The 22,000-nt window shown below is 59.8% G+C and carries 19 protein-coding genes and 1 riboswitch; of the genes, 9 read left to right on the top strand and 10 right to left on the bottom strand.

Annotation, left to right across the window (positions count from 1 at the left end; all coding sequences use genetic code 11):
• Positions 1-29: 29 nt before the first annotated feature.
• From ACVW17_RS15600 to ACVW17_RS15575, 6 genes are read right to left on the bottom strand one after another with little or no spacing between them, the layout of a single operon-like run.
• On the bottom strand, positions 30-566 hold the full coding sequence (locus ACVW17_RS15600; RefSeq protein WP_456797434.1) for a hypothetical protein: 537 nt from the start codon (positions 564-566) through the stop codon (positions 30-32).
• Complete coding sequence (gene sctN, locus ACVW17_RS15595) at positions 542-1,897, bottom strand: type III secretion system ATPase SctN (RefSeq protein ID WP_456797433.1); 1,356 nt, start codon at positions 1,895-1,897, stop codon at positions 542-544. Before sctN ends, ACVW17_RS15600 begins: the two co-directional genes overlap by 25 nt.
• A complete protein-coding gene (gene sctL / locus ACVW17_RS15590; RefSeq protein ID WP_456797432.1) occupies positions 1,894-2,517 on the bottom strand; it encodes a type III secretion system stator protein SctL in 624 nt (207 codons plus the stop codon). Before sctL ends, sctN begins: the two co-directional genes overlap by 4 nt.
• Positions 2,514-3,146 (bottom strand): nodulation protein NolU, encoded by a 633-nt coding sequence (locus ACVW17_RS15585; RefSeq protein WP_456797431.1) that lies wholly within the window; start codon positions 3,144-3,146, stop codon positions 2,514-2,516. Before ACVW17_RS15585 ends, sctL begins: the two co-directional genes overlap by 4 nt.
• Positions 3,147-3,157: 11 nt before the next feature.
• The gene (gene sctJ / locus ACVW17_RS15580) at positions 3,158-4,024 is read right to left on the bottom strand and encodes a type III secretion system inner membrane ring lipoprotein SctJ (protein ID WP_456798960.1); all 867 of its coding nucleotides are present in this window, start codon (positions 4,022-4,024) and stop codon (positions 3,158-3,160) included.
• A 9-nt stretch (positions 4,025-4,033) separates the two neighbouring features.
• Complete coding sequence (locus ACVW17_RS15575) at positions 4,034-4,552, bottom strand: nodulation protein NolB (protein ID WP_456797430.1); 519 nt, start codon at positions 4,550-4,552, stop codon at positions 4,034-4,036.
• A 194-nt stretch (positions 4,553-4,746) separates the two neighbouring features.
• On the opposite strand from ACVW17_RS15575, the gene ACVW17_RS15570 reads away from it, so the two are divergent.
• A complete protein-coding gene (locus tag ACVW17_RS15570) occupies positions 4,747-5,430 on the top strand; it encodes a secretin N-terminal domain-containing protein (protein ID WP_456797429.1) in 684 nt (227 codons plus the stop codon).
• A 310-nt stretch (positions 5,431-5,740) separates the two neighbouring features.
• On the top strand, positions 5,741-6,538 hold the full coding sequence (locus ACVW17_RS15565) for a hypothetical protein (protein WP_456797428.1): 798 nt from the start codon (positions 5,741-5,743) through the stop codon (positions 6,536-6,538).
• 290 nt (positions 6,539-6,828) lie between these two features.
• Here ACVW17_RS15565 and ACVW17_RS15560 read toward each other — a convergent pair whose 3' ends face one another.
• From ACVW17_RS15560 to ACVW17_RS15545, 4 genes are all read right to left on the bottom strand, one after another.
• The gene (locus ACVW17_RS15560; protein ID WP_456797427.1) at positions 6,829-7,902 is read right to left on the bottom strand and encodes a ribonucleotide-diphosphate reductase subunit beta; all 1,074 of its coding nucleotides are present in this window, start codon (positions 7,900-7,902) and stop codon (positions 6,829-6,831) included.
• On the bottom strand, positions 7,893-9,827 hold the full coding sequence (locus ACVW17_RS15555) for a ribonucleoside-diphosphate reductase subunit alpha (RefSeq protein ID WP_456797426.1): 1,935 nt from the start codon (positions 9,825-9,827) through the stop codon (positions 7,893-7,895). Before ACVW17_RS15555 ends, ACVW17_RS15560 begins: the two co-directional genes overlap by 10 nt.
• 103 nt (positions 9,828-9,930) lie before the next feature.
• Positions 9,931-10,147: riboswitch (cobalamin riboswitch) on the bottom strand.
• A 410-nt stretch (positions 10,148-10,557) separates the two neighbouring features.
• The gene (locus ACVW17_RS15550) at positions 10,558-11,511 is read right to left on the bottom strand and encodes a class I SAM-dependent methyltransferase (RefSeq protein WP_456797425.1); all 954 of its coding nucleotides are present in this window, start codon (positions 11,509-11,511) and stop codon (positions 10,558-10,560) included.
• A 190-nt stretch (positions 11,512-11,701) separates the two neighbouring features.
• A complete protein-coding gene (locus ACVW17_RS15545; protein ID WP_456797424.1) occupies positions 11,702-12,208 on the bottom strand; it encodes a nodulation protein NolB in 507 nt (168 codons plus the stop codon).
• Positions 12,209-13,807: 1,599 nt separating this feature from the next.
• Here ACVW17_RS15545 and ACVW17_RS15540 point away from each other — a divergent pair.
• The 7 genes from ACVW17_RS15540 to ACVW17_RS15510 all read left to right on the top strand — a co-directional run bounded on the left by ACVW17_RS15540 (position 13,808) and on the right by ACVW17_RS15510 (position 21,576).
• Positions 13,808-15,595 carry an HrpF/NolX family T3SS translocon protein gene (locus tag ACVW17_RS15540; RefSeq protein ID WP_456797423.1) on the top strand — a complete coding sequence of 596 codons (1,788 nt, stop codon included), beginning with the start codon at positions 13,808-13,810 and terminating at the stop codon, positions 15,593-15,595.
• Between the two features lie 990 nt (positions 15,596-16,585).
• A complete protein-coding gene (locus ACVW17_RS15535) occupies positions 16,586-16,819 on the top strand; it encodes a hypothetical protein (protein WP_057018243.1) in 234 nt (77 codons plus the stop codon).
• Positions 16,820-16,935: 116 nt separating this feature from the next.
• Positions 16,936-17,826, top strand: coding sequence for a SctD/MshK family protein (locus ACVW17_RS15530; RefSeq protein WP_456797422.1), 891 nt, complete (start codon positions 16,936-16,938; stop codon positions 17,824-17,826).
• Between the two features lie 33 nt (positions 17,827-17,859).
• Positions 17,860-18,399 carry a hypothetical protein gene (locus tag ACVW17_RS15525; RefSeq protein ID WP_456797421.1) on the top strand — a complete coding sequence of 180 codons (540 nt, stop codon included), beginning with the start codon at positions 17,860-17,862 and terminating at the stop codon, positions 18,397-18,399.
• Positions 18,400-18,419: 20 nt separating this feature from the next.
• Positions 18,420-18,827, top strand: coding sequence for a type III secretion apparatus assembly chaperone SctY (gene sctY / locus ACVW17_RS15520; protein WP_456797420.1), 408 nt, complete (start codon positions 18,420-18,422; stop codon positions 18,825-18,827).
• 8 nt (positions 18,828-18,835) lie between these two features.
• Positions 18,836-20,953: a type III secretion system export apparatus subunit SctV gene (sctV, locus tag ACVW17_RS15515; RefSeq protein ID WP_456797419.1), complete on the top strand. Its 2,118-nt coding sequence runs from the start codon at positions 18,836-18,838 to the stop codon at positions 20,951-20,953.
• Between the two features lie 215 nt (positions 20,954-21,168).
• Positions 21,169-21,576 carry a tetratricopeptide repeat protein gene (locus ACVW17_RS15510; protein ID WP_456797418.1) on the top strand — a complete coding sequence of 136 codons (408 nt, stop codon included), beginning with the start codon at positions 21,169-21,171 and terminating at the stop codon, positions 21,574-21,576.
• The last annotated feature ends 424 nt before the right edge of the window (positions 21,577-22,000 follow it).

The raw sequence follows: 22,000 nt of genomic DNA, 5'->3' as shown, positions 1-22,000 counted from the left end.
CGCTGTCGCCGGCAAAGCAGAATTGGCCATCAGCTCGGCTCGCCTCCGGTTTGGATGGTCGCGCCTCTGCGGTAGCGAAGCAACACCTCGTCATCGGCTTCGATTTCCGCCGCGGCTTCAACATCAGCAATGGTGATGCGCTCGACGTCACGTTCGATCTCTTGCCATTTGTGGCACGCAGCCGAACGTTCGGCCCATAGCGTCCGCGCCTCACGGACCGCCGCCTCGGCCTGATCTTGAGCGGTGTGCGCCTCGTCAAGAAGTAGCTGCGCCGCCGCGATATCCTCCGTGAGCCGCCCCATGATAAGATGATGGCGGCGCTCGAGTTCGCTGACGGAAATCGCATCGGCCGATAACATCTCCCGATAAAGCTCGGCTTCGACCCTTGCGCGGTGTCTTTCGGCATCGGCAAGCTGCTCGGAAGCCTGTTCGACGGCTTCACCTGCGATGCGGCGCTTGGCTTCCATGTTGGACAGTTCACGAAGGGCGCTGCGCTCCCTCATATCCTTGACCAACCGCAATCTCGACGCATGAACGGTGTTCAGGCGGTCAGACGTGACATCCATGCGATCGTCTCCTCAAATTTGCACGCCTCGTCCTGGCCCTGGCGCAGGAACGTCCGCAACTCCTCGATCGAGGCGATCGCCCGGTCGGTCAGCGGATCAGCGCCTTGCTTGTATTCGCCGACCTTGATCAAGAACTCGGCCTCGGCGTAGCGCGAGAGCAGGTCACGAAAGAAAGATGCCGCCTTGCGATGCGGTACGGACACGACCGCATCCATGACGCGGCTTCGGCTCGACAGCACGTCGATGGCCGGAAAATGCTCTCGCGAAGCCAGTGCACGCGAGAGAATGATATGTCCGTCGAGAATGCCGCGGGATTCTTCGGCGATTGGATCGCCCGTACCGTCACCTTCGACCAGCACGGTATAAAAGGCCGTGATGGAGCCCTGCTCGCCCATGCCGGCCCGCTCCAACAGGCCCGGCAGCAGCGCAAAGACGGAAGGCGGAAATCCGCGCCGGGTCGGAGGTTCTCCTGCGGCGAGGCCGATTTCGCGCATCGCACGGCTAAAGCGCGTCAAGGAATCCATCATCAGAACGACGCGCAGCCCCTGATCACGAAAGTATTCGGCCAGCGCCGTCGCCATATGGGCGCATTGCGCCCGCTCCATGGCCGAACGGTCGGAGGTCTCAACGACGACGACCGAACGGCGGAGCGCCTCGCCAAGATGGCGCTCGATGAATTCACGCACCTCTCTGCCACGTTCGCCGATCAGCGCGACAATCGTGACGTCGGCGGCTGCGCCTTTGACGATTTGCGACATCAGCGTCGACTTGCCGCAACCGGCGTCCCCATAGATTCCTATCCGCTGGCCTTCACCACATGTCAGAAGCCCATCCAGGACACGAACGCCGAGCGGAAAAGGCTGTTCGATTCCGCGCCGTTTCATGGGGTTGGGCGCCTTGCCGCGCAGCGGGCGCACTTCGCCAGCCTTTATAGGGCCCTTACCATCGAGCGGACGACCGAAACTGTCGATCACGCGGCCGAGCAAATCGGGGCCGACTGGAACCTCCTGCATTCGCCCGGTCGTGACGACCTCGGCACGGTTGGACAAGCCGACCATGTCACCGATTGGCGTGAGCAACACCCCGTCCGGCAACAAGCCGATCACCTCGGCCTCGAGTGACCACCCGCTGCGGGGATCCCGCAATAGGCATAGCTCCCCAACGCGGGCTTCCGGCAAGACGGCATGGAGTAGCGTACCGATCGCCTTCGTGATCCTGCCGCGGACTGCGCGCGTATCGATATGCTTGGCGGAAGATCTCAAGGAAGACAGTGCGGCGTGGACAGCCCCTTCTTCAGCCGCAGCACCATGGGTCGGTCGTTGTGCGGTCACTGCCCACCTTCCCGCGAAGGCAAGCCAAACCCCAAACGAAGTGCGCGGAGCTGCGCCGCAAGTCCGAGATCGACATTGCCAAACTCGCTCCACAAGACGCATTGGTCCGCCTTGAGCGCCGGATCCGGCTCGATTCTGACCTTGGGCCGGCCCTCCTGTCCGTTGTAGGCTGCGAATTCACTGGCAAGCAGATCGGCTTTCAGGGGGGACACGTGAAGGCAAACTTCCGTGTTCTTGTACTTTTGCTCGATCGCGTGACGAACACTGCGCACCAGCATCTCGCCCGGATCAAAGGCGCCGAGCAGATCCCGCACGATCTCGATGACCAGCTCCGGCAATTCCTGCTCCAGAACGGCCTTTCGCTGCGCGAGTTCGCAAGCAGCCTGCGCGGTCAGCCGCGCGATTTCCTCTGTGCCCGCTTTTACCCCCTCGGCATGGCCGCGCGCCCGTTCCCGCTCGAAAGCTTTGCGTCCCCAGCCGCGAACGCGCTGCAGATGCCGCTCAGCAGTGGCCCGCGCGTGCACGGCTTCATGCCAGATCTCGAGCTCGGCTGCCGGGATCAGGGGCCCAAGCGGACGGATCTGCGGGGCCACAGGCAACGCTGGGACGTCGACCGTCATACCGTGGCAGCCTCCGTCCCCAAATGGGCCACAACCAAGGAAAGCAGCGGGCCTGAAGCACGACGGTGCTCAGCCGCCGGATTGTCCGCTGCCGTCCCACGAGGCAAGCGTAGAAGCACGCGGAGGCGCTCAATCGCTGGAGCCTGGTCGAGCCAGGCGCCGAGACAGGCATGTCCATCGTGTTCAATCTGTCGCGCCAGGTGTTCCGGATCGACAATGCGTGCTGTTGCAACCGCGCTGGGTAAATGCCGGATGGCGAAGGCATGCGCTTCGGCGCCGATCACCTCGATGAGGATCGAAAGATCGCGCTTTGAAACCAGCTTCAGGACGGAATGAGCATGCCAGATACCACCGGCGAGCAGGGCAGCCCGATGCGGATCATGGCCGAGCAGAAGGTCGTCGTTCCAGCCAGCTCCGCTCACATCCACTTCGCTGCCGAGCAGCAGCTCGGCCAGCCTTGCCTGCAACCTGGAACTCTGCTGCAGCCGGAGTAATGTAGCGGTCGACAGCAGCGGATCGAGACACGCGGCAAAACGGCTCGGATGAATCGAGGCAATAAGCTCGCGCAGCCGTTCTGAAGGCAGCGTGAACGAACGATTGGGTTCGGTGGGTGATATCGATGACGACATGAGTGTCCTGATTATGTCGCATCGGAGGTAATCTTTTTGCCCGCAGCCTCGACAGCGGTCACATTCGAGCGCCTGCCGAACATCGCAAGTTTGCGCGATATTTGACCGAACCGACGAAGACGCGCGCCAAGCAACAGATAGGATGCGATGACGAATGCGGCACTGGCGCCCCCCACCCCAAGCGCAAGCCACGGTGTTGAAGCCGGTCTTGTTGATTGAGACGAAGCGGCTGCCGACGGCGCTGGCTGCTCAAGCGGAGCCCGCTCAACCGGCACGAAGACCACCGCCACCTTGTCGTAGGACAGCCCTTCGATGCTGTTGGCGACGAGCATCTTGATCTGAGGCAACAGCACCGAGAGCTTCGCGTTCGAACCATGTCGGATGAAAACCGACGCCGAAGATGGGGTCGCATCTTGCCGCAGAAGATCGTTCTTCGGCAGAACCACGTGCACTCGCGCCGAAAGGACGCCATCGATGTCGCTGATGGTGCGCGACAATTCTTCGCTGAGGGCGTAAACGTAACGGGCACGTTCCTCGATCGGGGAAGCAACGAGGCCCGATCCCTTGAACACCTCGCCAAGATTCTTGAAAGATTGGCGTGGCAGCCCCTCAACATTGAGCAGGTCAATCGAATACGCGAGCTGCCTTTCCTCGACCTGGATCGTGCTGGTTCCATCCTTGGCGACAACGCGAACAGCATCGACACCCTTGCCGAGGAGAAGCGCAAGCATCTCATTGGCCTCACGCTCTTGAATCTTGCTGTAGAGATCAGCCTTGCAGCCGATCAACGGAACAAGAAGCGGCATAGCAAGGCAAACACGAAGCCGGCGCCACCATTGACGGCCGCCGCACCCCCCACTGCGCATCACACCAAGCATCAGCTCCACTCAGCCCGCCGACAGCAGCTTGTTCAGCGAGGAGCTTACGGCGCTGGTGCTCTTGGAGACGAGGGAGACCTGAACGACGTCCCGGTAGACATCCCGCAGATTTACCATCATCGAGTCGAAATCCGCGGCCACCGGTTTAGCCGCCGCATGCGCGCTGATGTCAACCGGCGGCAACAGCGGCCGCGCGGCGGGTCCCGCATGTACGGCACTCGCAGCAGAAGACGCGCCACCGACCGCGGGAGCAACGGCACGGCTGCGATACATGGTGGAAAGAGTTTGAAGAACGCGATCGCCCGGCGGCACTGCCAGCGTGTTCGCGCGCTGCACCTCCAGTACCGGCGAAACGACTGCAGCTCTGTCCGCGACCGGTGAGGCAGCCCCCTGACTTGAGACCGCTTGCGCAAGAGACTGCTCAAAGTGTGCCTGCTCGACGGGAGCTGCCGGCGAACAGGCATTGGAAAGGCAGTCGGCTGAATTGGGAGAGATCGGCGTTGCGCCTAACATCATATAAGGAGTCATTGTGCTCGCTGATGAGACCAAGCGTTCTCGACGGATAAACAGATCAAAATCTGTAGATTGGTGAGCTGACGAAAACCTGACGAAGATGGAGGTTATACCGCCATCTAATGATCACGTTTGGCTTCCAAGCTGGAACGAAATTCCAGGTTTAGTTCTCAGGTGGAAGGCCTTCGGGAATGCTCGTACGATCCACGATGGAGCAAATTTTGAAGAGAGTTCTCTATGCCGGAACTCTCGTTTGTCTTGCAACGGTGAGCGCGTTTGGCGCGCCCCTGTCGCTGCCTTCGACTCCTTATAGCTATACGGTTCTCGATCAGGACCTTGCTGCCGCGCTGCAGGAGTTCGGCAACAATCTCAATATCAGGGTCAATGTCAGCACTGAAGTAAAGGGCCGGATTCGCGGGCGAATGCCGGACCTGCCACCGCGCGAGTTTCTCGAGCATCTGACCAACCTGTACAATCTTCAATGGTACTACGACGGCCTCGTGCTTTACGTATCCGCAGCCCACGAGGCGCAGAGCCGGCTGATTGTGTTGAACCCGATCAGCTTCGACGCGTTCAAGACCACGCTCGACGCGCTCAACATCGCCGATGAGCGCTATATCGTGAAGCCGGCGCCGGGGGATGGCCTTGTCCTGGCTTCGGGCCCGCCACGTTTCATCGCGCTGGTGGACCAGACGTTGAAGGGCCTTGTGACCGAGGCGCAGTCGCGGCGCGATCCCGCCGTCGCCGAAAAGCCGCCGCGGGATTCGGTTTTGATGTTGTTTCGCGGCTCCTCCAGCGTGGTTATTCGGGACGGGCGCCCGGAAGGGCATTATGTGTCCGATGCGCCGCGTCAGGACGGCACCGTGCGTGGAGCCGACACAGGCCAGAAATGACCTGATTGATGCGAGGCAGCTTGGGAGGTCGATCCAATCTGCATTGGCTCAAATCCTTCCGATCGTCAGCTTTTCGAAAGCTAATGCTCCCAGCATGGGCGTGCGGACGTCTGGAAGGCTGCCCCTCCTACCGACCGCAACGGATGTGGGCAATCACCTCCTGGACGCGAGGGGAAGTTGGCAAGCGCCACCTTTGACGGAAGCTCGGGGCCTCAAATATCGACGAGCCTTCGAACCGGCTGCGTCAGAGCCGCAGGGCACGTGTCTTCGTCTCGCTCGGTCCGCTCCATCATCGAAAAGGAGTAACAGGATGGATTTCAATGCGATCGGTTCAGGGAATACGGACCCGGAGCCCTACTCAGCTGAACCGTCTATGGACGCGACCGGCTTTGAGCGGCGGCTCGGTGGCGCGCAAGCTGGTACTCTGCTGGACGCAGGCCATCCTTATTCGCCCTACTTGGATGCTGGTCACCCCTATTCGCCATACCTGGATTTAGCGCATCCCTCGCCGGACTTGGATCGGGAAGATGATCCGTTTGCGCCGGGCACGGACCACGTCGCGCCAGAACCGGAAAGCTCCCCGCAATATCTCCCCCAGCAGACGATTGCTCAGGCGATTGAGGCACATCCTGGTGTCGATCAGGATCTGATATGGCAGAATGTGGATGCCAGCGCTTCGCACGCCGGGCCGTCGAACGCCGGACCACTGCAGGCCGGCCCGCCCCGCGCCGGGCCTGCGCATGCCGGCCCCTCCCACGTTCGGCCGTTGCCAGCCGGCCCCTCTCACGCTGGTCCGCCCGAAGGTGCACCGCCAGAACTTTCCGAGTTCCGAATGCAGAACGGACATCTCGCCAAGGATTACTGGGTTTTCACTGGCCAAACGGCCACAGGCGCTCAGATCGATATGCTTGAGCGCAGCGGAGTGAAGCCGAACAAGGATCACCCCACAAAGGTTTTCTGCCTTCTCGGGGTGCCTCACACGGCCGAATGGAGAGAAGAGAGTTTCATTCGTCTTACACCGTCGCTGGACCAAACCCTTTGGCCTGAGGACCCGACTGAAAATGGATCTGCGGACACCGACTCCAGGGAAGATCCACCTGCCCGCTAACGGCGGGCAGTGCCTTGGCTGGGCCACGTCCTGGAAGCGAATAGATTAAAATCGCGGAGGCAGAGGTACGGGCCCGCAGCCGGCGAACATGCCAATATTCCTGTTTAAGTCCACGCGATCAGCACAGAATCCGGTCAACTCAGGATAAACTGCACGGCTCAAGACGAACGATCGCAACCGTCCTCTTTAGTCTCTCCGTCCCGCTGTACCGACGCCACGAAGTCGGCCGCCTTGATCATCAACGCGATCGTCACATGCCCAATCGCCCTTGATGATTGACTCCAGCACGGCTACGTCCGGCCGAAAGCTGCCCAGACCCCGTCTTCACCATCCCAGCTGCCGCGGCTCGCCGCCTTGGAGTACTCCGTGGCGCGCTGCTCGAAGAAATTGGCGTGCTCGACACCATTGAGAATCTCCACGAGCCATGGCAGCGGATGTGCCTTGAGCCGGGTGAACCCGCCCTCCTTAGCCTCAAAGAAGCCGAATACCGGGGCAATCTGCAGCTGGGTCAGTCGCCAGTCGGCGACGTAGCGGACGTAGGCATGGATCTGCTCGGGACTCATGCCTTCGATCTTGCCGAGGCCAAAGGCGAGGTCGACGAAGTTCTCCTCCAGCTTCACCATGGTCTTGGCGACGTCGATGATATCGTCACGGACGGAACGCGTCACCGCGCCAGTTTCACGGTGCCATTCGTGAAACAACGTGATGAGGCCCTCACAATGCAGGCTCTCGTCGCGAACTGACCAGCTTACGATCTGTCCCATACCGTTCATCTTGTTGTGGCGAGGAAAGTTGAGCAGCATCGCGAAGCTCGCGAACAATGCCATGCCCTCGGTGAAGGCGCCGAACATCGCCAAGGTCCGAGCGACATCGGCCACGGTTCCGACGCCGAACTCGTGCATATAGTCGGCCTTGGCGCGCATCTCGGCATAGCCGCGGAATGCCTCGAACTCGGTTTTGGGCATGCCGAGCGTTTTGAGCAATAGCGCATAAGCATCGATGTGGACCGTCTCCATGTTGGTGAAAGCCGCCATCATCATCTGGACGGTGAGCGGCTGGAAGATCGGGATGTAGCGCTTAAGATAGTTGTCGCCGACCTCGATGTCCGATTGAGTAAAGAAACGGAAGATCTGGGTGAGCAACGCGCGTTCGCTGTCGGTGACGCGGTCCGACGCCCAGTCCTTGAGGTCTGCACCGAGCGGCACCTCCTCCCCCATCCAATGGGTCTGCTGCTGGCGCTTCCAGAACTCGTAGGCCCAGCCGTAGCGATCGACGTCGTAGCTCCCGGTCGAGTCGAGGAGGCCGACGCGCTGTTTGCCGATCAGCGTACGCGGATCGACGGACGAGAGATCGATCACTGACATGCGAGACACTCCTCATAGTCGGTGCGCTGCTGCGAGCGTCGCGGTGGCGCAGCCTCGTCGCCATCGGCGGTGTTCCCGGCGAAAGCCGCGCGCGAAATAGATTTTGAACGACAGTAGTAGAGGCTCTTCACCCCCCGCTTCCATGCCGTCCAGTGCAGCATGTGGAGATTCCATTTATCGACGTCAGCCGGCAGATAGAGGTTGATCGATTGGCTCTGACAGATGAACGCGGCGCGGTCGGCGGCAAGTTCGACGATCCAGCGCTGGTCGATCTCGAAGGCGGTACGAAAGACCGCTTTCTCGAGCTCCGAGAGGATGTCGAGATGGGCGACCGAACCCTCATGGGCGAGGATCGACTGCCAGATCGCCGAATTATCGGCACCCTTGACGGCCAGCAGTTTGGCGAGATACGGATTGCGCACCGAGATGGCGCCGGACAAGGTCTTATGGGTGTAGATGTTGGCCGGGATCGGTTCAACGCAAGCGCTGGTGCCGCCGCAGATAATGCTTATCGAGGCGGTCGGCGCGATCGCGATCTTATGGCTGAAGCGCGCCATCACGCCTCGTTCCAGGGCATCCGGGCACGGCCCCCGCTCGCGCGCGAGCGTCACGGATGCCGCATCAGCATCGCGACGGATTTTCCGGAACATGTTCAGATTGAACGACTTGGCCACGACGCTTTCCATCGGAATGCTCTTGGCCTGCAGGAACGAGTGGAAGCCCATGACGCCAAGGCCGACGGAACGCTCACGCAAGGCGGCGTAGCGGGCACGCTTCATGACGCCCGGCGCCACCGTGATGAAGTGGGTCAGCACGTTGTCGAGGAAGCGCATGACGTCCTCGATGAAGCCAGGCTCCTCATTCCACTGGTCCCAGGTCTCGAGGTTGAGCGACGACAGGCAGCACACCGCGGTACGCTCCTCGTCGCGATGATCGATGCCGGTCGGCAGAGTAATTTCGCTGCACAAGTTCGACGTTGAGACCTTGAGGCCGAGCTCGCGCTGGTGCTTGGGAAGCGCGCGGTTCACTGTGTCGATGAACAAGAGATAAGGCTCCCCCGTCTGCAGCCGGTTCTCCAGGATGCGTTGCCACAGCTGGCGGGCATCGATTTCGCGGATAACGTCCCTGGTCTTTGGACTGCGCAGAGCGAACGCAGTGCCGGCGCCCACGGCACGCATGAACTCATCGGTGACGTTGATGCCGTGATGCAGGTTGAGACTCTTGCGGTTGAAGTCGCCGGACGCCTTCCGGATCTCGAGGAACTCCTCGATCTCGGGATGGTGGATATCGAGATAGACCGCAGCCGAGCCGCGCCGCAACGAGCCCTGGCTGATCGCCAACGTCAGGCCGTCCATGACGTGGATGAACGGGATGATGCCGGAGGTAACGCCGCCCTTCACCTGCTCGCCGATCGAGCGAACATTGCCCCAGTAGGTGCCGATGCCGCCGCCGTTAGAGGCAAGCCATACGTTCTCGTTCCAGGTGCCCACGATGCCTTCGAGCGAGTCCGACACCGAGTTAAGGAAGCAGGAGATCGGCAGGCCGCGTGTGGTGCCGCCGTTGGAGAGCACCGGCGTGGCTGGCATGAACCACAGCCGAGACATCGCATCATAGAGACGTTGGGCATGCGCGACATCGTCCGCGAAGGCGCAAGACACCCGCGCGAACATATCCTGGATCATTTCGCCGGCGACCAGATAACGGTCGCTCAGCGTCAGCTTGCCGAACGGCGTCAACAGGTCGTCGCGCGTCCGATCAAGCTTGAGATCGGCCGGCTTTGGCGATGGCGCAAGGGGCTGCGGCAGCGGAGCCGGCGATGGCGGCGGCACAAGACACAAGTCAGGCGTGCTGGGGTCTGGCTGCGGCTGCACGCGCTGCGGCTCGATGAGATGACCATGCTGATCGAAATCGTAAGACGGCGACATCGGCGACCCCGCGATGTTAGGCGGGGAACCGCGCGGACGACTTGCGAGGAAACCGGTCAAACGTCCCCGGCTGCAAGCGACCCAACGGGGCACCCCGCCCGAGGACTTTCGTTCAGTCGCGGCAGGTCTCCTGGCTCGCGGGTCATTACGGCTGTCGGCCTTCCCGGCGCTGTGTCGCGCTAGTGGCCATGATGACAATCGCTCGCCGCTTACAGTTGCGGGGGCAGCCCCGGAGTAGCCGTCTTCGGCGCACCGGGTTCCCTCTTAGCTTCCGACCTACAAGATCTGGTGGACGGAAGACCGTGACTGGCTAGAAATAGGCACGACTCGCAGGGATTCGTCAACTGGGGGATCCAGATTCAAAAGGCAAAAAACCTGGCCGCCCGGACGACTCTGTCGCCGCGGTCGCTTCTGCTGCAGGTGATTGGAGACGCCGTTGGGCCGCATTCCGGTTTCCGTAGCTTGCGCAAGGTCCAGGAAATTCCTGGCTCGCGCGTCGCATTGATGGAATCTGTGAGACCGCGCTTCAGCGGAGAAGGAATTCGGCAAGGCGCTCTCCGACCTGAATCACAGCGCTCCCGCTCGCCGCGACAAATGGCATCTGGACGAAGTCGTTATCTAGTCGCGGGCGAACAATATCGGCTCTGGCGCGCCGCCGACCAGAATCGCCTCGCGCTCGACGTCTTGATCCAGCGACGAAGAGACTCGCGCTGCACAGTGGTCCCTCCTGTCACGGCTCCAGCGCGACCTGCAAGCCCTCCTTACTTTCAACATGAACGTAACGGGGGCCGATCGGCCGTCCCCTGCCGCTGGCGACGGTGACAACGTCTTCCAGAGGCGCGGCGCGCGCATCCGCCTCGGGGCGAGACAAGATCAGGTCGGCGTGAAACAGCCCTTCCGATTCGAGGCCGGTGGCATCCACGCCAAGGGCCGCCAAGCTGGCCAAACAACTTTCAAACTCTTCAGCGTCGCGAAAGCGACGCTGGATAAACGTCGCGCCGGCAAGACGTTCTGTCACAAGACCACGGTTTGCGAATGTCGCGGCCAGCGATTCAAATGGGAACATTCGCAGCACGAAGGAGATGATCCATGGTTGCTTCTCTGTCGCATCGAGAATCTCGCTGAACGTCTTCTCGGTAACGTAGCCGATGCATCCGGTCGACATGATAACATCCACGGAGCGGAGAATGCCCGCGCTGTCCGCCGATAGCGCCTCCTTTTCAAGGTCAGCGACAATGCCCTGCTCCAAGAGGCCAACACTCTTTGCATAGCTGATCGCCCGTGCCGACACATCGAGGCCGATAAAGCGTGCCAACCCGACATCAGGCCAGGCTGCATAAAAACTGCGATCGAGACTCACCAGTGTCTCAGAACTGATTGCTCTCATCTCACGCCGGGCGTAGCGGTGCCGCAAGCCCCCGAACGTCAGCGGAAAGCGATGCACCGCTGCATTGATGCCGTACGAACAACCAACATCGAGCACGACGGGCTTGAGGCCGGTTGCCGACGCTTTCGCTGCCAGGATTTGGCGCACAACCGGCTCAGCTACGTCCGGGATCATATAATCCAGGTCGCCGAGGACCGAGAAATATGCCCTCGGATCATCCGAAGCATAAATATCGTGGAATGCAGCTTTAGACCGATTGATACGCGAGAAATCTATCCGCAACGCAATGTCTCCCATCTCATCTGCAAGCAACTCGACGGCTGGCGCCTTCGCACTCGCCTACGCTTTGGTTATATAGGGTGTATAAATCGATCTTCTATCCGCCGATGCGATAGCAGAAGCGGCAAGCGGACAAGAGCATGAAACCACCCTCTCTGCGTCGCGGCGTGAGCGACCGTGCTGTTGCGTGAAGAAACCATCAGCCGGCTCAGCCCACCGATAGAAACTTATTCAGAGATGAGCTGACGGCGCCGGCGCCCTTGGAGATGAGCGAAACCTGAATGACGCGGTCATAAACATCCCGCCGGTTCGTCAAGGCTGAATCGAAATGATCTCCACCTTCCGGTTTGCCTGCCGGATGCACCTCGACTTGCTGCGAGCGCAAGAGCGGCTGCGCGGCCGGCCCGAGCTGAAGACTCTTCGCAGGATCGGGCTCGGCAGAGCTGGCGGAGCCGCCCCCCGGAGAAGATGGCTTGCGCCGGTGGATTGCAGAAATGTTCTGCAGGACGCCATCGCCAAGCGGACTCGCCGCCGTGACTGTACACTGAACCTCCGACAGCGTCGGAGCCGGCGGGCGGTCGGCCACCGAAGAAGCTGCACCTTGCTTCGAAGCTGCCTGCGCACGACTACCATGACACTGGTCCCGCACCGATAAATAGCCGCTGGAGAGGCATTCAGCCGGGTTAAGAAATATCGAGGCAACGGCAGGCAACATGAGAAGAAGAACCGTTTTGTCACGTGATAAGATTGGCTGCTTTGTGAGCGCGAATGGGCCAGCACCCTAGAAACGCAAGCTGACCGAAAGCTGACGAGCCTTCGTCACCTGATGATCAGGGTTGGCTTCCATTTAGGAAGAAGCCATCGGCCTCCAAATTTGAGACAAATTTTGGTGTCGATCCTGCCGTGAAAAAATAGCAGGAATACTCATCCGATCTCGGAGGCTGTCATCTTGTATGAGCGCGCCGTGTTTGAGAGGGCGGCACCGTCGCGAATCGCAACGACGCTACAGGCTCCGAGCAACAGATGTCCGAGCTAGAAGGTACCGACATTCTAGATCGTGGCTTGAGGATTTATTCCTGATGCGAGCCTTTGAACTGCTCTCCAGGATTCGTCATGCGAATGAACTTCGTCGAATAAGGATGAGAGACGTTCGGCTGTCAAGAGCAAACGTACTGCAACGGACCAATAACTAGTAGATGCGCGGCCGATCCAAGGGATTTGAGCAGGAACAGGCGGGACGGCATGAAGCGGACGAATTCAACTAGGATCTGATTTGGCCGAAGCGGCAGCTGCACTGTCACGCGCCGAGCCATTGGATGACAGCGAACGGTCCAGCTCCCGGACGTCCCGCCGAGGACCACTGGGCCCTCACTCGCCCAGCCGCCACATTCCTTAAATCGACATCTGAGAAGCTGCAATGCGATGTCGAGCAAGCATCCCCGGTCACACGGCGGAATGGCGAAGAGAAGACGTCGCCCAAGTCGCTAGAGCGATTTTCGATCACGTTGCGTCGTATCCGGCTGCGACGAGATAGTTTTGACATTTAAGAAGCTTTGAGAGCACTAGACCTGCTCTTGGGGCCGTTTGCGTCCTATCCTCATACACCGCGTGATCCAACAGTTATCTCGTACTGAGCCCGGGACGCGGATTCGTCAGGATCGAACGAGCGCAGCGGCTAAGTACGAATAAAAGGATAGAGGCGCGGGGGCGTCCGAGCTTTGATGTTTGTCAGAGTAACCTGGGTCCACGCAACGTCTTACGATCGAGTTTTTTAGGATTGGTCAACCACCGGCTGATCCAACCATGCTGGATGCGCAAATCAGAAGGGCGCCGGCAATTTTTTGGGGCAGGCGCGCAGTGGCGACCGCGAAATCAGCGCCCCACCTTAGAGATGCTCCGGGAGATCTTGCGAGATCGTTGGACCAAATCGACGACTGCTGCGGATCGCCAGACGGGGGGCCGCTAACTCGACAGACATGGCACCAGGCCATGTGAACGCAACCAAACGAAGCTGGCACCGGCATTGAAAATCTGTCCGCCCTTACTGGCAAGGCCCGTCACATCAATCACCTCGAAATCGTCTGAGTGCCGTCAGCTTCTCGAAAGCTTGTCCGTCCTACCGTACCGCGTGAATATCTAGACGGCGGTGCTCCCATGGACGGTCGCGGAACGGAGCGCTGCAGGCGCACCGAGCAACAGGATGTAAGTGGCAGGACCTGTTGAACTCTGCCGCTCAACACCCCTTGTTCGTCGCGATCTCGGGCCGCACTACGTGACCGTCTTGTCGTACACTCTTATTATCGGAGGACCTGTAATGTCAGTCGACCTATCGCCAACCGCCAACTCAACTGTGGCTTTATCTGGAACGCACGCCCCGCCCTCTTCGGCGCAGGACTTTTCCAGCTTTCAGGCGATGCTGGTCAGCCTCGCGTCGAAGGACACGACCAGTGATCGTTCCGCACCGCAGGAGCCGGTGCCCACAGACGCAGCCAAGCAACTGACAGAGGAACTCACGCGGGAGACGCGGAGTATCCTTCCACCAGAGATTAGGTCAGCGCTGGATGCATATCAGGATGACCCACAGCCGTCCTGTGCGGCGAGCAGCCCAACCATTGCGGAGGCACCCGTACAAAGCTCAAGGATCACCTGGAACGGTGGCACGCTGACTAATGCGGAACTGCAGATTGTCTCTGTGTTGAACCGCCACAAGGACAAATGCCCGCTTGATTGGAAGTCTCTGGGAGATTTGGCCAACGATCCCTCGACCCCGCCGGATCTAAAGGCGGCGATCGAGGCGCTGCAGCAGGACCCCGAGCTCTTCTATGCGATCGGTTCGCAAGGTGACGGCCGCTGTGGCGGCAAGATCAAAGCGGGCGATCTCTGCGGCTTTTCCGATCACCACCCCCAAGTTGCCGCGTTCCAGGAGCAGCGGGCGCGGACCTACGAGCAGAACTACATACCATCCGACGGGACCGGGAATGGTGAGCCATCAGTCATGGCCCTGACCGATGCCCTGCGCGAACTCTACCGCTATTCCGATAACCTGCCCAAGAACTTGAGCCTCGCGGATTTCAGGCACATCGTGGACGGCAACGCCGACATTGGCAAATGCCCCCCACAGGTCCTCGCGGCGGCTCAATATTTTCTCGACCACCCGGATCAATGGAAGCAGTTGTACGGCGGCTCGATCGATCAGGTTCATAAAGAGGACTTTCTGCAGGTCGCTTCATCATCGATGAGTCTCACTCGACCCGAGCTGGATACACTAAACACGATTAACAAGAACCAGGACGCCTTCTTTGGAAATGGCGTTCTGACCCGGGAAAAGCTCGTGAGTATGGTGGACGACAAGAGCCTTTCCCCCGAGGTACGAAAAGCGGCCTCCCAGCTGCTCTCGGATCCTGTGCTGTTCGGCTTGATGAACAACGCGATTACCGGTTACAAAACCCACCACAAGTTTTTCGACTTCGGCGGCGGCCATACTGTTGACTCAGGAAACATCAGCAAAAACGATTTCAACCAGTTCTTCAACAACATGTCTGGTGCGAACCGCGCCGCTCCACAGTCGAAGACGCATGCCGCTCAAACGCCAGCCGAACAGGAGGCTACCGCGGACATGATGAATGGCGTGGCAGACCAGCCCGACATCAAATCTCCCAAGAAGAATGGCGGCGCCTTCATGCATGCACTTGAAGACGTGCTGAAGGTAGGCTCGAAGGTGCTCGACTGGACAGCGACCGCCGTTGGTGTACTCGGCTTCATTCCAGGGCTAGGCGAACTGGCCGATCTAGCTTCAATGGTGATCGAGGCCGAGGCGCAAGCTGCAAATCTTCTGCACACCGCGATCAGCGGTGGCAACATAAAGCAGGCGCTGGAGGAAGCCGGGCTCAGTCTCGCGGCGCAGGCCGTGGGCTGCATCGCCGGCCCCGAGGTCAAGATAGCGATACGGGAAGGCTTGGTGAAGCAGGCAATTCAAGAAGCGGCGACGGCCGGCATCAACCTGCCGGTGTCGATGGCTCAGTCCTACGCGGAGAACTATCTGGATAACCTCAAGGCACGGATTGAATCCGAGCGCACGCAAGCTACGGGTGCCTACGCCTAGCCGTAGCGGCAGCTATCGATAGAGGGTGAAGCTGGAACGAAAGTGAGCTTGCGGGGCCACCGCGCGGTAGGGTCGTCCGCGCGGTGCAGGTTCCGCAAGCTCCGCCGGCATTCGATGCTTACACCGACGAGCGCATTTGGCGCTAGCCAAACCAGCGCATTTGTCGGCTGTACTCGGGCGCCCGACGACATTCTCACATCGCGTGCGCCAACGCGAAGATCTCGTCGGGCTGATTGCGCCACCCATCGCAGATTGTCAACTTTACGCCGCCACAAACCGTACGGAGCGGCGAACCTCACCAGTTTACGTCATCGGATCGAGAGCACATTAGTGATTCGTGAGGCTCAAGGTCGTTGTCTCCAGCGCCTCCTGATCGCGTCCGACAAAGTGGTCCAAGTTTTATGGTTCTACCACGAGCGGAACTGGAGGATCGCTCTTCGTTGCTGACTCGTATAAGTAACTTTAACCTGCCGCCCCGCCATGAGGCAGCCTGAGTAGAAGCAGCGTCAATGAGATCGGCTCACTGTATTTCTGCGGCTCGTCAGCTTGTCGAAAGCTAACGCTTGCATAGTAGACGCGATGGAGACTCCTTCCACCGCACGAACGAAGTTTGAAGTAGGAGAAACCCGATGCGTATTTCCAGCTCAAGCGCCGCTGGGCACCTTGATTCCGACCTCCATGCGGCTGGCGGCGCCAAAAAGGGATCCCGGGGCCCTGGTGAGCACGATGATCACGGTCGATCGACTGGTGCAGGAGCTCCCGTAGATGGCGGCACGTCTAGTCCAGACGCTGGCTCGCAAGCCGCCGCTATGCAGCAAGCGTTCAACGTCGCTCTCGGCGCCGTCCTTTTCCAATTTGCAAGTAATGCAATGGGCGAGCTCGACGATACCATGGCCGAGACCGAGGAGGATTCCTGATCTCGCATGTTGCGGCGTCAGGAAAATCAGAGCCGCAAGTCGCGGCAATGTTCGAACAAACAGGAGAGACAATATGGCTGATAAGGTTGGTGCGTCCCATTCCTCGACTGCAGGTGGCGCAGCTGGCACTGTCGCTGCAGCCGCTGGTTCCACCGCTGCTGAAGCTGCCGGAGAAGCGGCATTCAACAGGCAACTCGCCGCACTGACTGCCACCAGCACGAAGGCTGCTGAAAGGGATGTAGAGCTTCGCGTCGTCACGACAGAGCTCTCCACCGTCAAGAAGGTGGCCGACGAGCGGGTGCAGTAACGGATGAAGCGGGACGGCGTTATATCCTCCCGCTTTTGCCGGCCGCATGATCTGTGAAGTCGCAACAGGCCGTACGGCTTTGCCGTACGGTCTCGTTCTTCATTCAGGAGGCGACCGTGAATGAACCAGCTTCCCCGCTTTTCGAAGTATTGTCGGGGTCTTATTCCGGGCTGACCGGCAAGGCGGGCGGCGGCTCGTGCTTGATTGGCAGCAGCCTCGATGCTGATTTGGTCTTCGTCGAGCAAGGCCTCGAACCGCACCATCTTCGCGTCGGCTGGCATGTCAGCTCGATCGAGATCGAGGCCCTTGCCGCAGACGTCGCGATAGAGGGCCACGACTCTATCTCGCCAAATGAGATCGTTGTTGTCCCTCTTCCTGCCGTCATCCGCATGGGCGCGATGTCCATTCGCTTGTCGATCGAGGGCTCTCAACAAGCCGGCTCTGCCGGCCGCCGGCATGTATCGATTACCGTGCTCGCCTTGGTCTTGATCAGCTCTGCCGCAGTTGGCATTGTCTCAACGAGCCTTGTCCAGTCCGACGGCGCCGCAGCACTGAGTACTTCGTCCTCCGCCGCGGACATTGGCCCCAAAGTCGCGCTCGCCACCCCTGATGCTCCGGCCGCCGACGCAGCTGCTCGACGACTGCAAGGGGAAGTTGATGCAGCGGGCCTGCTCGGTATCAAAGTCGGTTCTGGGCCTGGCGTTGTGACAGCCGATGGCACCATTACGCCTGCCTTGCTCGCTAAATGGCGGGAAGTCCAGCAGCGATTCGATGTCGACAGCAATGGTGCTTATACGCTCGTCAGCGCGGTCGCCATCAAGGACGAGAAGACGCCCCCCGCGATTGCCGTCCAGGCAGTTTGGCGCGGAAACGACCCTTATTTGGTCATTTCTGGTCAAAAGTATTTCGTGGGTGCGCTCTTGAGCAATGGATGGACCGTAAAGGAGATCGAGGACGGGCGTGTGCTGCTGACACGCAATGGCCAGCTTGCTGCTCTGTCTTTTTAGAGTTTTAGCCCGCGGGCAACAAAGGAACGTTTCATGACTAGGCTGCCGCAGCGGTCCGTAGAGCTTGGCACCGCCTTTCAGGTTATCAACAACGAGCATCATGCACCTGTCGTCACCCCGGCGATACCTCAGGCCAGTGACATCGGCATCGACAAGGTTCATGGAAAAGGCGGCAAGGGCCACATGTCAGTTGTCCAAGACCGCGCGGCGCAGGATCGGTTGGCTGCCAACACGATCGATAACGCGCTCGAACTCAAGTCAATCGATCCAATTTCGCGGATCAATCCCACCGATGGCAGCGAGCACGCCGAAAAGATCGGAACTAATTCGGAACTTGCATGGCTGAACGGTCCCAATCTCGCGGATAGCCTGCTCTCGTTCGTCACGCCCCGCCTGCGTCATCCGCATGTTGTGCGTCCAGAGCAACACGGCCTTCTCCTCGAGCGCCTGGCGGATGCGCTGTCAGCCGCGCCAGAGGGCTCGGCGGCACGCGAAGGGGCCGCGCTTCTGCGACTGGAGCTACGGCGGTTAATCCTGCTCCGGCAGAATCACAACGGCTTGATCCAAGGTTAGCAATGCAAGATCCGCGCGGAGTGCAAGACTTCACACCTACCCAGTCGTCGAATATTTTGAAAACCGATGGGGCGCTGCCGATCTCTGGGCCCGAGCGCGATTTGCTTTGCGCGCTTTCCTATGTCCACCTTGCGTGCGGGCAGAGCGCACACAGTCTGGCTCTTTTACGGCCCGTGGCTTACGAACATTCTCAAGATGTCGAGCTGCTTCGTATCCTCGCCTATGCTCTCATCTCAGAGCGCCTCGGCGAGGAAGCGCTATCGGTATTGGACAGGCTGGACATGCTTGATGATCAGCCATCGTCGCGCCCACCATTGCTGCTGTTACGCAGCCATGCTCTGCGTCAGGCTGGCCGCATGGTCGAGGCGCAGGCCACCTTCAAGCGCTATGTTTCATTGCGGAGCAGTATGGCTCCGGTCCAACAATAAGGCTTTACATGGCCACACACCTACGAAATCTCGTCGCCCGCGCGCCGTCCCACCCGGATTTGATGGTCGCGTTGATGCTGCTTCTGGCGATCGGAATGATGATCATGCCGATCCCGATTGTGGTGCTCGATATGCTGATCGGCTTCAATCTTGGCTTTGCCATATTGCTGCTGATGGTTGCCCTTTATCTCAATACGCCTCTCGACTTTTCGTCGCTGCCGGGCGTCATTCTTATCTCCACCGTCTTTCGTCTCGCTCTTACCGTTGCAACGACGCGGCTGATACTCGCCGAAGGCGACGCCGGCAGCATCATCCATACGTTTGGCGATTTCGTCATATCGGGCAACATCGCCGTCGGCATTGTCATATTCCTCATCGTGACCATGGTGCAGTTCATGGTGCTCGCCAAGGGTGCCGAACGCGTCGCAGAGGTTTCGGCGCGCTTCACGCTCGACGCCCTGCCCGGAAAGCAGATGGCAATCGACGCGGAGTTGCGTAACGGCCACATCGACCAGCACGAAGCCCGCAGCCGGCGCAGCGCGCTGGAGCGAGAAAGCCAACTCCACGGGGCCATGGACGGCGCTATGAAATTCGTCAAGGGCGATGCCATCGCCGGCCTCATCGTCATCTGCATCAACATGCTGGGCGGCATCACGATCGGTTCGCTTTCGAAGGGCATGTCCCTTGAAGAGGCGATGCATCAATACACCATCCTGACTATAGGTGACGCGCTTATTTCGCAGATTCCGGCTTTGCTGCTCTCAATTACAGCTGCAACCATCGTCACTCGCGTCAATGGGCCCTCCAGGCTCAATCTTGGCGCCGATATCGTCAACCAGCTTACTGCCAGCACACAAGCGCTTCGGCTGGCCGCCTGCGTCCTCGTCGCGATGGGGCTTGTTCCCGGCTTCCCTTTGCCTCCCTTTTTCATGCTGGCCGCACTCTTCGGTGCGGCGAGCTTTCTCAAGGTTGGCGTGCAGCATGGCAAAGCGGACATCAAGACAAGTGCCAGTGCGACCGGTTCGGCTCCCACTCCCGCACAGAGTCAGAAGCAAGCCGTCCCTGCGGAAGCACTTCCGATCACGCTCTTGCTAGCACCGAACCTGATACAGGCGATCAACAAGGCAGACCTCGATCAGGGAATCGGACGGGTTTCGGCACTGGTCTCATCCGATCTTGGCATCACAATTCCACGCATTCCAACCCAGGTCGACCAGCAATTGGCAGATTCGCAATTCAGGGTGGATGTCGAGGGAGTGCCCGTCGAAGCGGACAGCCTTAGCCCGACACAACTCTTGCTCAACGACGACCCGGTAAACATTGAATTGAGCGGAATCCCCTTTCGGCAGGACCCAGACACGAACCGGATCTGGATTGAACAAGCTCATGCTCCTGCTCTCAAAGCAGCCGGAATAGGGTATCACCCTGCAAGCGATGTAATCGCATTGCGGGTCCAGTCGACGTTGAGGCGCTATGCTCAACGCCTGGTGGGTATTCAAGAAACCCGTCAGCTGCTCGGACGGATGGAGCAAGAATATGCTGATCTCGTGAAGGAGGTGCTGCGCACGACGCCGATCCCCCGCATCGCGGACGTCCTGCGCCGCTTGCTGGATGAGGGCATCCCGATCCGCAACACTCGCCTAGTCCTGGAGGCGCTCGCAGAATGGAGCGAACGGGAGCAGAATGCCGTGCTGCTGACCGAATATGTCCGCTCCGGTCTGAAGCGCCAGATCTGTCATCGCTATGCCAACGCCCACCGTGTTGTCGCTGCCTTTATCGTCGAGCGCGAAACCGAGAATATCGTGCGTGCTGCCGTGCGAGAAACCCCTGTCGGCCCCTATCTTGTTTTGGAGGATCGGCAAAGCGAGATGCTGCTTTCACAATTCCATCAGATTCATTCAAGCCTCGCGCGGAGTCAAAGCCAGCCGGTCATTCTTGGCTCGATGGATATCCGGCGCTTCGTCCGCGGCTTTCTCACTCGCAACGGGATAGATCTTCCAGTTCTCTCGTATCAGGATCTTGCCGCCGACTTCACGATCCAGCCGATTGGCTCCGTCAAACTTTCCGCTGGCAAGGACAAGGCCCCCACGGGAGAGCATCGCGATCTTCTCCGTGCGGCAGGATGACGAGTACAGCTGTGGGCGTGAGATAGCTTATGAAATCATATGAGATTGACGTTCCGCGGTGCCGGCGCAGCTTTCGTCCGCACTCGTGCTCAGCCCTTCTCCCAATTCTCGCCGTTTTACTGCTCGCAGGCTGCGCTAACCTGGACCACCCGGATCTTTCATCGCAGCAGACGTCCACAGCAGAGCCGGCGGGCGTTGCGGAGATCGATCCCGCCATGCGAGAGCGCATCGCTCGCGCCCTCGTTCGAAACGCTGACGAGCAGCAGCATTTGTGCGATACGCTGAAGCAAAAACCAGACAACGCCGATGCGGCGATTCCTCTGGCACGGGCACTGCTGGCTCGTAAATGCCCCGGCGAGGCGATTGAGGTACTTGACACCGTCTTGTTGGCGTCACCCGGCGACCTGCGCGCACTGAACGCCAAAGCCGTCGTCCTCGATCGCCAGGGCCGCCATCAGGAGGCCCAAGCGCTATACCGCAAAGCTCTCGCGACCGAGCCGGCAAATCCGATGTTGCGCAACAATCTCACGCTATCGCTCGCACTTGACGGCAAGGCAGAGCCAGAGAACGCCAGCTCCCAACCGCAGGCGGACGTCCGACAGGCATTGGCCCGATCGAGATAGACCAGCGACCAATGCTTGAAGCCAGTCCCATCGCCTACCGATAGCGAAGGCCGACTATTTGCGCGACGCTCGAGGACCGCATTCTTGGGAAGTGTTGTCTTCGGTGGAATGGAAATAGTGCCGTATAACCGCACCAGTGACTCAGCGCGCAATAGTTCTCAAGTGTTTCAGAGGCCGATGCAGATGAGACAGCGCCCTAAAGGGCCATCCTTGGGCAGGAAGACAGCCATGCCATTGTCTCGAATCAAGGGATTGCATCGGCCAAACTTGCGAGCAACTTGGAACTCGCCGCGCGTCCTCCTCCTTCGCGTGCACGATCGTGAGACGATCTGCAATCAAGCGCGTGCGCAACGAGTCCATTTGCATTCGTTCACTCGGTCTTGAAATGGCGCAGCCGAATGTTACGCGGGACTTCGCGCACGCC

The organism is Bradyrhizobium sp. USDA 4473 (assembly GCF_054063335.1).
Note: the sequence above shows the minus strand (reverse complement) of the source record. Positions and strands in the feature narration are given on the sequence as shown.